Below are 13,168 nucleotides of genomic sequence, written 5' to 3' on the forward strand. Positions count from 1 at the left end.
ACCCTTGCCACACAGACGGGCCTCCACATGACCGACGAGTCGACCGTGCTTTTTCTCGCCCACACCGGACAGGTTTCCGGTGCCGAGAAGGTGCTGCTGAATTTGATCGACGAGGCCGAGCGCCGCGGCCACAGAACTGTGGTCGCCTGCCCCGCCGGTCCGCTGGCGCAGAGCCTGCCGAGCGGAACCCAGCACCTTCGGATCGACGAGCTCGGACTCGGGGGTGAGCACGGCGCCGCACGCGGCATCGCCGCGGTACGCCTGCTCGGCAGGTGGATCGGAGCTGCGCGCGCGGTGCGCTCCGTCGCGCGTGCGCCCGGAACCGCGACCGTCGTCAACTCGCTGTTCGCGCTTCCCGTCGCACGGTTGTGCCGGCCCACCCGCGGTGCGTCGTGGCTCGTTCACGACACCATGAACTCCCTCAAGCAGCGGGTGGTGGTTCGATTCTCCCGCCCCGCCGTTCGTGTCGCGGTGTCGGTGTCGGAAGCAACGGCCGTTCCGCTCCGCGCGGCCGGCCTTCCGGTGGTGGTGTCACACAACGGAGTGCCGTGGCCGGTGCCCCGTTTCGGCGGCGAACTCCACACCCCGCCGGTCGTCGGTATGTTGGCCCTGCTGACACCCTGGAAGGGGCACCGAGTTCTCCTCGATGCCGTCGCCACTCTTCCCGACATCCGAGTCGAGCTGGCCGGCGGAAGCTTTCCGGGCGATCGAGACTATGTGTCGGAGCTCCACGACCGTGCCGCCGGATCGGACCTCGCCGGCAGGGTGGAGTTTCTCGGGCACACCGACGCAGAGTCCGCACTGCGCAGGTGGGACGTCGTGATTTCGGCCAGTACGTCTCCGGAGGCCGGCCCGCTGTCGGTACTCGAAGCAATGTCGCACGGGCTGCCGGTGATCGGAACGGATCACGGCGGTACCCACGAATTCCTCTCCGACGGTGCGGGGATACTGGTCGAACCAGGTGACTCCGCAGCGCTGGCCGAGGCGATCTCGACCGTCATCGGTGACGCGGATCGACGGCGCCGACTCGGTGACAGTGCGCGCTACCGCGTGGCCAGTCGCCACGACATCGGCGAAACGCTTCCCGAACTGTTACACCGGCTGATCGGCTGAACGCCGCTTCGATCGCTGGACGCATCAGCTGGTGAAGTGCAGAAACATGATCCTCGTCACGGTCGCGTGTGATTGAATCCTGAAGCGGTCGACGGAAGGGGACACACGTGACACGCGCTTCGTACCGGCCGAACGAGCACTATCACTGGGGTGTCGGAGTGATGGCCTCCCTCGCGCTGACCACGGGGGTCAAACGCGTTGTCTCGGCTGCCAGTCTGGCCATGGCCGTCGTGGTGACCCTCGAGATGGCATTCGGTTACGGCGCCACCACCGCGATCCCGTCGATTGTGCAGTGGACGTGCATGATCGCCGCGTACATCATGGGCGCATTCTGGTGGTTCGGTCCATGGCCGACGCTCCGGCAGGCCTTCGCGTTCGTCGTCATCGCCGACATCGCAATTTTCGGGGCCACCATCACCGCGGACTTCGAGCCCGAGGTAACACTCGGCAAGTGCACGTTTCTGATACCTCTGGGCATGCTGGCCGGTTTCCTCTTCGACAAGTGGAGGCTGGCCGCACACATAGCACTGTGCGTGCTGGGTACCTCCATCGTCGCGGTGTACATCGTGGTGGACAGAGGTGTTGACACGTTCGTCGCTGTCGTCCTGTGGGCACCGATCGTGGTGACTCTCACCGGCTTCGTGCTGATCTTGCAGATGACGAGCCAGTCCATGCGACTCGAGTTCGAGTAACCGCCATGCACACATTCCCCCTCCCCCACACCGGGACAGACGTCTCGAGCATCGTGCTGGGGTTCATGCGCATCACCGATCTGGACGACGATCGGATCAGGAGACTGGTGGACACAGCCCTCGACGTGGGCGTCACTGTGTTCGACCATGCGGATATCTACGGCGGAGCCCCGCACACGTGCGAGAAGCGATTCGGCGATGCGGTGACTCTGACCCCGTCGCAGCGTGAGCGCATCAGCATTCAGAGCAAGGTCGGTATCCGCGACGGCTGGTTCGACTTCTCCGAAGAACACATCGTCACCACGGTCGAGGCGTCACTCGCGGCCCTCGGTGTCGATCACCTGGACACACTTCTGCTGCACCGACCGGACACCCTCGTCGAGCCGGAGGAGGTCGCAGCAGCGTTCGATCACCTGCACGCGTCGGGCAAGGTCCTGGGCTTCGGCGTCTCCAATCACACACCCGGCCAGATCGAGTTGCTGAAAACCGCTGTGAAACAACCTATTCTGTTCGATCAAGTGCAGCTGAGCATTGTGCACTCGCCTTTGATCGCGGCAGGCCTGACCGCCAACATGGGCACCGAGGATCAGTCGGTCGACCGCGACAACGGTTTGCTGGACTACGCGAGAACGCGCAACATCACCCTGCAGGCGTGGTCACCGTTCCAGAGCGGGACGTCCTCCGGTGTGTTCGTGGGCGACCGGCAGAACTATCCCGAACTCAACGACGCGCTGGACGTGATCGCCGAGATGCACGGCTCGACCCCGTCGGCGGTGGCAACGGCCTGGATCACCAGGCACCCGGCGAACATCCAGGTGGTGCTCGGCACCACGAATCCCGATCGGGTGGTCGAGGCCGCCAGCGGGTCGGATATCCGTCTGACCAGGCAGGAGTGGTACCGACTGTTCCGTAGTGCAGGCCACACGCTGCCCTGAGGGACACTCAGCCGCGTCACATCTGCCGTTACCTCATCGTTACCGACTCGCTATCGCTCCGTGATGGTGAGTCTTCGATACGGTGACGTTGCGCTGTCAGGATTACCGCACGGCATGCATCGGAACCTGTAGCCCTCGGGTTTCACCCAGCGCGTGTCGGTCGCTAGGCCATCCGAACTGAGAGGTTCGCACCGTGACTGTCACCGACCACTCCGATTCTCGCCTCGCACCCGTCGAGCGCGGCAATGCTCACTACTCCATCGGCACCGAGCTCTACTCGCCCCGCCTGACCGTCGTCCGCGCGACGGGCGATCTCGACCTGCGGGCTCGTACCGATCTGGCACAGGCGCTCGACGCGGCCTTGCGCGGTGAAACTGTTGTGCTGCTGGACTTGTCGGCGGTCACGTTCATGTATTCGGGGTCGGCATGCGCGATCCTCGACGCAGCCTCGCGCTGTGCAGGCCGGCTCGAGGTCTTCGCTCCGACGCGGCCGGCGCGCGTCGTTCTCGACGCGTTGGGCGTGGCGGTTGGGGCGGATCCACGCGCTGCATGATCGGTGAAGGTTTGCGGTCCGTCCGATTCGGCAAACCCCAGTAGGACAGCGACTCCGGACGGCACGTCCGCCGTGAGTCGTCTCCACTGAACCGAAGCGGCTCGTTCGACTTGCCGCGTGGAGCATTTCACGCACACCGAGGCAAGGATCGACAATGTCCGACCAGTTCAGCAAATCCGACCCGACCACCGCATTTCCGTTGCCCGACCGGGCCGAGCAGGGGCGCCTCGAGCACCCGGGACTGACCCGCGACATGGTCTCCACTCCCGATCACGGCGAGAATTCCTACCGTGGATCGGATCGACTGCACGGCCGCAAAGCACTGATCACCGGCGGCGACTCGGGTATCGGCCGTGCTGTTGCACTTGCATTCGCACGCGAAGGTGCCGACGTCGTCATCGCACACCTCGAATCCGAAGGTCCGGACGCGCAGACCACTGTCGACCTCATCGAAGGAGCGGGGCGCGCCGGTAGAGCCATTGCCTGCGATCTCACCGACGAGTCCCAGTGCGTGCAACTGGTCGACACCGCCTCCGAGGTCCTCGGCGGGCTCGACATCGTCGTCAACAATGCCGCTTTCCAGATGGCCCAGATGGGCGGGATCGCCGATATCACCACCGAGCAGTTCGATCGGGTGCTCAAGACCAACCTGTACGCCTTGTTCTGGATCTCGAAACGCGCAGCCGAAATCATGGACGCAGGATCGACGATCATCAACACCACCTCGATTCAGGCGTCTAATCCTTCTCCGGAATTGATGGATTACGCCACGACCAAGGCCGGCATCGTGGCCTTCACCAAAGGCCTCGCCGGCGATCTCGCAGAGCGCGGCATTCGCGTCAATGCCGTTGCGCCTGGCCCGATCTGGACACCACTGATCCCGGCCACGATGCCGGCGGAGAAGTACGAGAAGTTCGGCGAGACCGTCCCGTTGGGGCGGCCGGGTCAACCCGCAGAGCTGGCACCGGCATATGTCTTCCTGGCATCGAACGAGTCGAGCTACATCACCGGCGAGACCATCGCCGTCACCGGCGGAACGCCCTTCAACTGACTTCGTCGGCGTCCTTGGATTCACGCCACGCCAGAAGCACACCGCTCCCCTCGGGGCGTCGCCACGGCAGGAACAGCGCAACAGCGATCGCGCACGTCATGGCAGCCGCGACGGTGACAAACGAAGCGAGCTGGAAGCCCTCCAACGAGGCCGCCTTCATCGCGTGGATCAGGTCGGCTTTCTGCGTCGCAAAGATCGGGTTGGTGGGCGCTTTCACGATCTCGATGACGCTGACGACGGTTTCACGCGCGAACGCTTTTTGGTACGGCTCCATGATCGCGTCGGGAATCGCGTCGATCTTCGGACTCACCTGTGCGGTGTAGATCGATGCGACGATCGATCCGAGAACGGCAACTCCGAGCGTTCCGCCGACCTCCCGGGTGGTGTCGTTCACCGCGGAGCCCGCACCTGCTTCGTCGAGCGTCACCGAGGACATGATCGACTCGGTGGCAGGGCCCTGCACGATCGCCAGGCCGAGGCCCATCAGAATCATCGAGACCAGAACCGGCCCCAGATAGGGTGTTTCGACCTTCACCTGACCTGCGATGTACATGCCGATGCTCATCACCACCAAACCGAAAACGATCACGGCCGTGGTTCCGATGCGTTGCGCGACGATCGTCGCCAGCGGCGCACCTACTGCGATGGACAGTGCGAAGGGCAGCGAGTGAACGCCGAATTGCAGTGGGGTCAACTCCATCACACCCTGGAAGTACTGGGTGATCATGAACAGGAATCCGAACATACTGAAGTACGCCACGGCAATGGCCAAGGCGGGCAGTGAGAATCGTCGGTTTCGAAACAGGTTCAGGTCCAGTACCGGAGACGGTGTTCGCAGCTCCCACCAGACGAAAGCGACGATGGCCGCCGATCCTGCCGCGTACGCTCCGATGCTCTGTACGGACATCCAACCGTTGTGTGGCGCTTCGATGATCGCCCAGACCAATACGGTGATGCCGACCAAGGACAGCGCGATACCCAGGGGGTCGTACCTGCCGACGTGCTCTGCTTTCGACTCCGGTATGCAGGCCAGCGCGGCCACCAGAACGAGCAGTGCCACTGGAACATTGATCCAGAACACCGAGTGCCACGAGAAATGCTCGAGGAGGAATCCACCGGCCGTCGGGCCGATCGCGATGGCGAACCCGGCCATGGCGGTCCAGGCCGCGATGGCCAGCGCTCGTTCCTTGGCGTCGGTGAAGATGTTGATGATCAGGGCGAGGGTCGCCGGAAACACTGCGGCCGCACACACTCCCATCGCCGCTCGGGCCGCGATCACCTGTCCCAGATCGGCGGCGACAGCGCCGCCGACCGACATCACCGCGATACCCGCCAGTCCGAAAATCATGACCTTCTTACGGCCGTAGCGATCGCCGAGGTGACCGAAGGCCAACAGCAGTCCCGCGAACGTCAACGTGTAGGCATCGACCACCCACTGCAATCCGCTCATGTCGGCACGCAACTGCAGTCCCATCGAGGGCAACGCGACGTTGACGACGGTGTTGTCCAACACGACGAGCAGCTCGGCTGCGCAGATCACGATCAGCGCGAGATATCGCCGACGGAAATGCGGGACGGGTTCTGTGTGACGGGTGGTGGTGGGTAGCGACATGAGAATCCCTTCGACTATGACGATCGGCATAGTTCCTGAAGGGAAGTTAGCTGTAACTGCTAGTTATAGCAACATCTGCCGCCCCATCCCGTTCGGCGTCAGCGGCCGGCCGAGGCCTCCAGTACCGCCTCGAGCAGGGTCGACAACTCCCCCTCGGTCCGATCCAGAGCCGTAGTGGAGCGCTGCGCCTTGGCCATGATCAGCGCACCTTCGATGGCGGCAATCGCGAAAGTCGCCAACGCGTACGACCGCTCGCGAGTCAATCCGCGCTGCCACAGCGACGCCGCTATCACGTCCTCCCAGGACGAGAAGGACTCACCTGCCGCGGCCACCGCCTGCGGTGCATGCAGCACCTCGAGCGCGGCAGGCGCGACAGGACAACCCGCCACGAAATCCGTGGCCAGCAGTTCGCTGCGGAATCCCTCAAGAATGGCCCGCACGGTCGCAGACGGACCGGCCGAGGCCAGGCCGGCCGAAATCATGGCACTCATCGCGGCACCCGCAGTACGGGTCGCCTCCTCCACCAACTGAGTTTTGCCGCGGGGGAAATGGTGATAGATCGAACCGCGCGGTGCGCCCGCGTGATCGATGACGTCGGCCAGCGACGTGGCTTCCACTCCGCGTCGACGGAACAGGTGCGCGGCGCTGCGCAACATGTCGTCGCGCGCACTGCTTCGATTCGCCATCCGAACCCCTCCCGTGGACGCCACAATGATTGACGTGACGACTCGTTACATCTACAGTCCCTCTGTAGCTATGTTGACCATCATAGCTGGAGCCGCAGTCCAGGAACCGGAGCAACGCCATGTCCCCTGACACCGACGTGATCGACCTGAGCAGCCCGCTCACCCTCGCCTGCGGGCAGATCTTGCCGAATCGTGTGATGAAGGCAGCTCTCAGCGAAGGACTGTCCACCGCCGAGCACGGCCCGGACTCCCGCCTCGAGACGCTGTACCGCCAGTGGGGCGCTGGCGGCTACGGACTGGTGGTGACAGGGAACGTGATGGTCGACCGGTCCCATCTGGGCGAACCGGGCAATGTCGTCATCGAGGACGACCGCGACCGCGATGCGCTGGCTCGTTGGGCGAAAGCGACGTCCGACGGCGGTGCCCCCATCTGGATGCAGCTCAATCACCCCGGTCGACAAGCCAATCCGCTCGTCACCCGCACCAAGCCCGTTGCACCGTCCGCCATCGCACCCAACATCCCTGGAATTCCAGCACCTCGAGCGTTGAGCGAGAACGAGATTCACGACATCATCGGCCGATTCGCCACCGCAGCGGCCGTGGCCGAGACGGCCGGTTTCGACGGCGTCCAGATCCACGGGGCGCACGGCTACCTGGTGTCGCAGTTCCTGTCGCCGCTGTCCAATCGGCGCGACGACGCCTGGGGCGGCGACCTCGACGGACGGATGCGATTCGTACTCGAAGTCGTCCGTGCCATCAGGTCAGCGGTGTCTCCGAGTTTCGCAGTAGGAATAAAACTGAATTCGGCGGATTTCCAACGCGGCGGGTTCAGCGAGGAGGAATCACGCATCACCGTCGAGCATCTGGTTCGGGAATCGATCGATCTGATCGAAATCAGCGGTGGCAGTTACGAATCACCCGCGATGATGGGCACCGCAAGCACCCGCGATCGCGAGGCGTACTTCCTGGAGTACGCACGGACGGTACGCGACGCGGCCGGAACCGTGCCACTGGCGGTCACCGGCGGCTTCCGCACCCGCTCGGTGATGAACGCGGCAGTGCAATCGGGTGAGTGCGACATGGTGGGCCTCGGCCGTCCGACCGCCCTCGCCCCGGCCGTGGCGAACTCTCTGGTCGACGGCACTCTGGATCGGGTCGAATCGCCGCGTGTGGCTCTGCGCGTGCCGTCGAAATCCAGTGCGTTCAAGCAGATCAACGGCGCTCTCGATCTGCAGTGGCACACCGACCAGTTGCAACTCATCGGCGCTGGGCGGCAACCGAATTCGAGCCGTCCGGCGTGGAAGACTGCGGCCACGATGATGCAGCGCAACGGCTGGGACGCGTTCCGCAACCGCCGAGGATCGGCTCGGGTGGACACATCTGCCGCCGTGACGAAGTTTCGCCGCGAGCGCTGGATCGGCAAGCACATCGCGAATCCGGTCGTCAACGGACTCAAGTCGATCGGCGTCCGAACCTCCCTGGTCACCGATATCGAGACCGTCGGCCGTAAGTCCGGTCTGCGCAGGCAGGTACCGGTGTCGGCAGTGTTCGACGACACCGGAGCCTGGCTGATCTCCCAGCACGGAACACGATCCGGCTGGGGAGCCAACATCACCGACGAGCCCGGAATCCGAATCCGAGTGGGCAGCCGATGGCGCACCGGCACAGCAACGTTCGTACCCGACGACGACGTCGCCCGCCGTGCGCGATCCTTCTCCGTCAATCCCGTGCTCGGACGCCTCATCGGCGCAGGCTTCCGTGCGTTGCAGACCGACCCGGTGTCGGTGCGAGTCGAGTACGACGATTGACCGACTCTTCACCATTGACTTAGGTTTGGTTTACTTAAGTTGTGAAGACACTCCCCCGCTTGCACGTCGTCCTCGGCGCCGTCCTTGTTGCATCCCTGCTCTCGTCCTGCGGTGTCGACACCGAACCGGCGACGTCGGACTCGGCGACCCATTCGGTCACCACGCAGTTCGGCACCGTCGAGGTACCGGATCGAATCGAGTCGGTCGTCGTGATCGACGGACGACGCGACCTGGACATCGCCCTGGCGTTCGACCTGCCCATTGTCGGGATGCCGGTGGAAACCGAGGCTCCGCCGGAAATTCCCGGCCCGCTGACCGAGCCCACCAGGATGCTGCTCGCAGACGGAGTGCCCGAGCTGTATCCGCGAAACACCGTCGACCTCGAAGCCGTCGCACGCGTCGATCCCGACCTGATCATCGGCCGCGACGAGGTGATCGAAGAGATCTACGACCAGTTGAGTGCGATCGCGCCGGTGTTGCCGGTGGGCTCCACCGGAACCGGAGTCAGCTGGCAGCAGGACGTGACAACGATCGGCGCGGCACTGAATCTGCAGGACCGAGCCAGAGCAGTTGTCGACGAATACACCACTCGCGTAGACGAACTCACGACGCAGTACGCCGATGCCATCGCCGACACCACCGTCCTGCCGATCAGTACATCGGAGGAAGGTGGGATCTCGATAGGACGTGACCGGGTGACGTCCATCGCGCTAGAGGATGTGGGAGCCCGCTTCGGCTCCGCATGGAGCGCAGCCACTCCGGAGATCGAGTACGGACCGGAGAACGTCACCGCCGCATCCGACGCAGTGGCAATGATTGCCGCCATCACGTCCGAAGAGGACCTGCAGGCGATGAACGCCAACCCGCTCTGGACCGGATTGCCGGCGGTGCGCAGCGACCGCATCGTCCGGACGGACAAGTTCACCAACGACGGGGGTCCGCTGACCGCACTGTGGACCCTCGGCTTGGTCGAGAGGCTCTACGACCGGAGTTGATCGACGGCGCCGTCCGACACCCGTCGGACGGCACCGCCTGCACTTCCTCCATACGACAAGTGACACAGGACACAATTGTGCCGACTATGGGTTCATGACCAATTTCCCCACACTCGACCCCGAACTCGCCGCTGCCGTCACGATGCTTCCGAGTGTCGACTTCGGTGACCTCCCCGCCGCACGATCGACGTTCACCGCACTTGTCGACGCCATGCTCGCCGACCTCTCGATGGACGGAGTCTCACTGCGCGAGATCACCGTTCCGGGGACGCAAAGCGCGCCGGACGTCACCGTGCGCTTCTTCGCACCGGAGCACTCCGACGGACCGTTGCCCGTGCTGGTGTGGATCCACGGAGGCGGATTCGCCATCGGGACAGCCGCCTCCAGCGATCCCTACTGCGTGGATGTCGTCCGTGAACTCGGTTTCGCAGTGGCCAACGTCGAGTACCGGCTCGCCCCCGAGACGCCGTTTCCCGGGCCGCTCGACGATTGCTACGCGGCGCTGGCGTACATCCATTCGCACGCGGACGAATTGGGAATCGACCCGGACAGAATCGCGGTGGGCGGCCAGAGCGCCGGTGGAGGCCTGGCGGCAGGAACGGTTCTACGGGCGCGCGACGAAGGCGTCGTGCCGGTGGCGTTCCAATTGCTCGAGATTCCCGAACTCGACGACCGCCTCACCACCGTGTCGATGACCGAGTTCGTGGACACACCGATGTGGCACCGGCCCAACGCGATTCTGTCGTGGCAGTACTACCTCGGCGACTCGTACGGCGGTCCGGACGACCCGAACGTCTCGATCTACGCCGCTCCCGCCCGCGCCACCGATCTCGCCGGTCTACCACCGACGTACGTCTCGACCATGGAGCTCGATCCGCTTCGTGACGAGGGAATCGACTACGCGGTGCGGTTGCTGCAGGCGGGTGTGAGCGTCGAATTGCATTCGTTCCCCGGCACTTTCCACGGATCCGCGCTACTGGCGACGGCAGAGGTGAGCAAGCGCGGACACGCGGAGGCGTTGGACGCCCTGCGTAGGGGCTTGCGCCTTCGCGTACCCGCCTCGTAGCGTCGCTTCATGCAAGGACTGATGTACCGGCTCGCGGAGCTCGACGCCGACTCCGCGGGCCTGGTGCGCGTGATCGACTATTTCGACGCACTGATCAGGCACGGTGCCGACACCACGGCGATGCTGCGCGCCAGCGCTGCTCTGGCCGACTGCGTCGTCGGAATAGACGTCGTCGGCACGTCCGGCGGACACCGCCGGCATGCGCGCTGCGATCCGAAAGGCCGCTGGCTGACTCAGGCTGCGGGTGAGCGGACGGCAATCAAGGACGTCGTCGTCGACGACGTCGTGATCGGCTCGGTGTGGATCGAGCGCGCAGGCCCCGCGCTCGCTCTCGACGACATGCTCGTCGATCGAATGGCTCTGACCGCATCCGTCATTCTGGTACCGCGGCACATTCCGTCCGCTGCCGAACACACCCGAGCAGTGTTGTTTCCTGTCGACGACATCGCTCTGCTCAGCTCGCTGACCGCCCTGCACATCGAACCTGCCGCGCGAGTGAGAGTTGCCATGGCAGCCGCGGACTCGCCGCCGGGGCCTGCCTGGCCGACGGCCGGTCGGTCGGTGCCGATCACGGTCGACGACCACGTCCTGTACCTGCTGACGGACGAACCGCCCGGACCGTCGGTCGGCCGCTGCCATCTGGGTGTGTCCCTTGCCCTGCGCGCCGACGAGCTCCACCGACACCTCGGAAATGCTCGGTTCGCCTTGGCGCAGGCAAGTGAGCACTTACCTGTCGTGATCGCCGATCGTCTCGGCGCACTGAACCTGCTGGACAGGGGAAGTACGTTGGCAATCAGCGACGTTCCCGACCTGGTGCGCGCGAACGAACTGAGCGCCACGCCTCACGGCCGGCAGTTGCTGGGCACGCTGCGCGCGTACCTGGGATCCGGAAGTCTTCGGGCGACCGCAGACCGAACGCATCTGCACCACAGCAGCGTTGCGCACCGACTCGCGAAGGTCTCCGAAGCGGTGGGGTACCCGGTCGATTCGGTCGAGCACCGCGCCCGTGCGACCGCAATGATGCTGGTGCTCGACGGTAGCGACACCGGAGTCGCATAATCACTCGATGAAACCGACACCCACGGGCACACTGCGCAGCACCGACACCGGCTTCGCTCTCGAACTGACCAGGACGATTGCCGCTTCGCGCGAGGACGTCTGGGCCAGCCTCACCGAATCGCCGCGAACGGCACTGTGGTTCGGGCCGTGGGAACGCATCTTGGAGAACACCGTTCGTGTCGTGATGCGGTTCGAGGAGGGCCAGCCGGCATCGGATATGGCCATAGAAGCGTGCGAGCCACCGAGCCGGCTGGCCGTGCGAACGATCGACGACATGCAGTGGCCGATCGAGGTTCGCCTCGACGAGAAAGACGGCTCGACTGTCGTCGTTCTCGTGCACAGTTGCGAGCGCACCGACGGTCTGGGAGACATCGGCCCAGGCTGGGAGTACTACCTGGACATGCTCATCGCATCCAGGGAGGGCACCCCGCTGCCGAGTTTCGACGACTACTACCCGTCGCAGCAGGAGTACTACGCATCGCTTCGCCCGCAGTGAATCAGTGACTACGTAGCGCGTCGATCAGCTCTTCCTTGTTCAGTTTCGAATAGCCTTCGAGGCCGAGTTCCCTGGCCCGGTCGGTCAATTCATCGACCGTCCAGTCCTCGTAGGATCCGGATTCTCCGCCCTTCTTGCCGACTTGGTCTCGACCCTTCTTCGCTGCGGCATTCGAGATGCGGGCGGCTTTCTCCTTGGAATTGCCGTCCTCGCGCAGTTTCTCGTACAGATCCTGGTCTTTGAGCTGTGGTTGATCGTCGTTGGTCGGCATGCCGGCCCTCCGTTCCGTCGATAGTGCTCGTACAGCTACCCGCTGTGCCCTCGGGCAAACACGGGCGCTTCCCCGCGTTGTGAGCTAGAACAACAGAAAATGGGTACGTTCGGGATATGCCATATCTGGAACGGTTCGATGACGTATTCGTGCTCAACCTCGGTAGTCGGGGTACGGACGATACCGAGAACCGCATCAGCCCGAACTGGGTTGCCGAGATCAACGCACTTCTGGACGAGGTCGAGGCCGGATCCGGCCCTGCTGCGCTGGTCACGACGGCCACAGGGAAGTTCTTCTCCACGGGAGTCGATCTGTCGTGGGGCGCCGAGAACCTCGACCAGATAAACCGATTCATCGGGACGGTGCAGGAGATGTTGGTCCGCTTCCTGACATTTCCGATGCAGACCGTCGCTGCTATGCAGGGACACACGTACGGTGGTGCCGCGTTCTTCGTGATGGCGCACGATTACCGAATCATGCGATCCGATCGCGGATTTCTCTGCTTCCCCGGTGTGAACATCGGCGCAACGTACAGCCCGGGAACCGTCGACATGGTGCGAGCGAGGTTGGCTCCACATGCGTTTCACGAGGCTCTGACGACCGGCCGCCGGTACGGCGGTGACCACGCGATGGCGCTCGGCCTGGTCGACGCGGTCTCGACGCAGGAGCATTTGCGCCAGGACGCCATCGCCCGCGCAGCCGAGTTGGCCGGCACCCGCGGTGAGGTGCTGGGCGAGATCAAACGCACCATGTACGCCGCTGAGATCCGTTCCCTGCTGACACCTGTCGCAGGCGTCGACGAAATGGAATGGGTCTCGAACTAGGCGTCGC

14 protein-coding genes are annotated in these 13,168 nt (G+C 64.2%); 11 read left to right on the plus strand and 3 right to left on the minus strand.

Features of this window, described 5'->3' with window-relative positions; all coding sequences use genetic code 11:
* Window positions 1-27 precede the first annotated feature (27 nt).
* The 5 genes from CH251_RS09500 (at window position 28) to CH251_RS09520 (ending at window position 4,344) form a co-directional block, all read left to right on the plus strand.
* Window positions 28-1,113, plus strand: a complete 1,086-nt coding sequence (locus tag CH251_RS09500) for a glycosyltransferase family 4 protein (RefSeq protein WP_094612868.1) — start codon at window positions 28-30, stop codon at window positions 1,111-1,113.
* A 107-nt stretch (window positions 1,114-1,220) separates the two neighbouring features.
* A complete protein-coding gene (locus CH251_RS09505; RefSeq protein ID WP_179273732.1) occupies window positions 1,221-1,805 on the plus strand; it encodes a giguanylate cyclase in 585 nt (194 codons plus the stop codon).
* A gap of 5 nt (window positions 1,806-1,810) precedes the next feature.
* Window positions 1,811-2,740, plus strand: coding sequence for an aldo/keto reductase family oxidoreductase (locus CH251_RS09510; RefSeq protein ID WP_094612869.1), 930 nt, complete (start codon window positions 1,811-1,813; stop codon window positions 2,738-2,740).
* A gap of 193 nt (window positions 2,741-2,933) precedes the next feature.
* Window positions 2,934-3,293: an STAS domain-containing protein gene (locus CH251_RS09515; RefSeq protein ID WP_094612870.1), complete on the plus strand. Its 360-nt coding sequence runs from the start codon at window positions 2,934-2,936 to the stop codon at window positions 3,291-3,293.
* A 154-nt stretch (window positions 3,294-3,447) separates the two neighbouring features.
* A complete protein-coding gene (locus CH251_RS09520; protein ID WP_094612871.1) occupies window positions 3,448-4,344 on the plus strand; it encodes an SDR family oxidoreductase in 897 nt (298 codons plus the stop codon).
* Here CH251_RS09520 and CH251_RS09525 read toward each other — a convergent pair.
* Window positions 4,337-5,956 carry an MFS transporter gene (locus CH251_RS09525; RefSeq protein WP_094612872.1) on the minus strand — a complete coding sequence of 540 codons (1,620 nt, stop codon included), beginning with the start codon at window positions 5,954-5,956 and terminating at the stop codon, window positions 4,337-4,339. The two genes, CH251_RS09520 and CH251_RS09525, sit on opposite strands and share 8 nt — an antisense overlap.
* Before the next feature lie 98 nt (window positions 5,957-6,054).
* Window positions 6,055-6,642 (minus strand): TetR/AcrR family transcriptional regulator, encoded by a 588-nt coding sequence (locus CH251_RS09530; RefSeq protein ID WP_256978922.1) that lies wholly within the window; start codon window positions 6,640-6,642, stop codon window positions 6,055-6,057.
* A gap of 119 nt (window positions 6,643-6,761) precedes the next feature.
* On the opposite strand from CH251_RS09530, the gene CH251_RS09535 reads away from it, so the two are divergent.
* The 5 genes from CH251_RS09535 (at window position 6,762) to CH251_RS09555 (ending at window position 12,066) form a co-directional block, all read left to right on the plus strand.
* The gene (locus CH251_RS09535; RefSeq protein ID WP_094612874.1) at window positions 6,762-8,450 is read left to right on the plus strand and encodes a nitroreductase family deazaflavin-dependent oxidoreductase; all 1,689 of its coding nucleotides are present in this window, start codon (window positions 6,762-6,764) and stop codon (window positions 8,448-8,450) included.
* A gap of 41 nt (window positions 8,451-8,491) precedes the next feature.
* Complete coding sequence (locus CH251_RS09540; protein WP_256978923.1) at window positions 8,492-9,445, plus strand: ABC transporter substrate-binding protein; 954 nt, start codon at window positions 8,492-8,494, stop codon at window positions 9,443-9,445.
* 94 nt (window positions 9,446-9,539) lie between these two features.
* A complete protein-coding gene (locus tag CH251_RS09545) occupies window positions 9,540-10,511 on the plus strand; it encodes an alpha/beta hydrolase (RefSeq protein ID WP_094612875.1) in 972 nt (323 codons plus the stop codon).
* A 9-nt stretch (window positions 10,512-10,520) separates the two neighbouring features.
* On the plus strand, window positions 10,521-11,570 hold the full coding sequence (locus CH251_RS09550; RefSeq protein ID WP_256978924.1) for a helix-turn-helix domain-containing protein: 1,050 nt from the start codon (window positions 10,521-10,523) through the stop codon (window positions 11,568-11,570).
* A 7-nt stretch (window positions 11,571-11,577) separates the two neighbouring features.
* Window positions 11,578-12,066: an SRPBCC domain-containing protein gene (locus CH251_RS09555; RefSeq protein ID WP_094612877.1), complete on the plus strand. Its 489-nt coding sequence runs from the start codon at window positions 11,578-11,580 to the stop codon at window positions 12,064-12,066.
* Between the two features lies 1 nt (window position 12,067).
* Here CH251_RS09555 and CH251_RS09560 read toward each other — a convergent pair whose 3' ends face one another.
* Window positions 12,068-12,337 (minus strand): Rho termination factor N-terminal domain-containing protein, encoded by a 270-nt coding sequence (locus CH251_RS09560; protein ID WP_032394647.1) that lies wholly within the window; start codon window positions 12,335-12,337, stop codon window positions 12,068-12,070.
* A gap of 116 nt (window positions 12,338-12,453) precedes the next feature.
* Between CH251_RS09560 and CH251_RS09565 the strand changes: the two genes are divergently transcribed.
* Complete coding sequence (locus tag CH251_RS09565; RefSeq protein WP_179273733.1) at window positions 12,454-13,161, plus strand: enoyl-CoA hydratase-related protein; 708 nt, start codon at window positions 12,454-12,456, stop codon at window positions 13,159-13,161.
* Window positions 13,162-13,168 lie beyond the last annotated feature (7 nt).

This window comes from Rhodococcus sp. 06-462-5 (assembly GCF_002258315.1).
Lineage (GTDB): Bacteria > Actinomycetota > Actinomycetes > Mycobacteriales > Mycobacteriaceae > Rhodococcoides.

Excerpts from the sequence above, each read along its gene's own strand:
- CH251_RS09510 (WP_094612869.1), top strand. The coding sequence starts at position 1,811 with ATGCACACATTCCCCCTCCCCCACACCGGGACAGACGTCTCGAGCATC.
- CH251_RS09525 (WP_094612872.1), bottom strand. The coding sequence starts at position 5,956 with ATGTCGCTACCCACCACCACCCGTCACACAGAACCCGTCCCGCATTTC.
- CH251_RS09530 (WP_256978922.1), bottom strand. The coding sequence starts at position 6,642 with ATGGCGAATCGAAGCAGTGCGCGCGACGACATGTTGCGCAGCGCCGCG.
- CH251_RS09535 (WP_094612874.1), top strand. The coding sequence starts at position 6,762 with ATGTCCCCTGACACCGACGTGATCGACCTGAGCAGCCCGCTCACCCTC.
- CH251_RS09550 (WP_256978924.1), top strand. The coding sequence starts at position 10,521 with ATGCAAGGACTGATGTACCGGCTCGCGGAGCTCGACGCCGACTCCGCG.
- CH251_RS09520 (WP_094612871.1), top strand. The coding sequence starts at position 3,448 with ATGTCCGACCAGTTCAGCAAATCCGACCCGACCACCGCATTTCCGTTG.
- CH251_RS09500 (WP_094612868.1), top strand. The coding sequence starts at position 28 with ATGACCGACGAGTCGACCGTGCTTTTTCTCGCCCACACCGGACAGGTT.
- CH251_RS09565 (WP_179273733.1), top strand. The coding sequence starts at position 12,454 with ATGCCATATCTGGAACGGTTCGATGACGTATTCGTGCTCAACCTCGGT.
- CH251_RS09560 (WP_032394647.1), bottom strand. The coding sequence starts at position 12,337 with ATGCCGACCAACGACGATCAACCACAGCTCAAAGACCAGGATCTGTAC.
- CH251_RS09545 (WP_094612875.1), top strand. The coding sequence starts at position 9,540 with ATGACCAATTTCCCCACACTCGACCCCGAACTCGCCGCTGCCGTCACG.
- CH251_RS09555 (WP_094612877.1), top strand. The coding sequence starts at position 11,578 with ATGAAACCGACACCCACGGGCACACTGCGCAGCACCGACACCGGCTTC.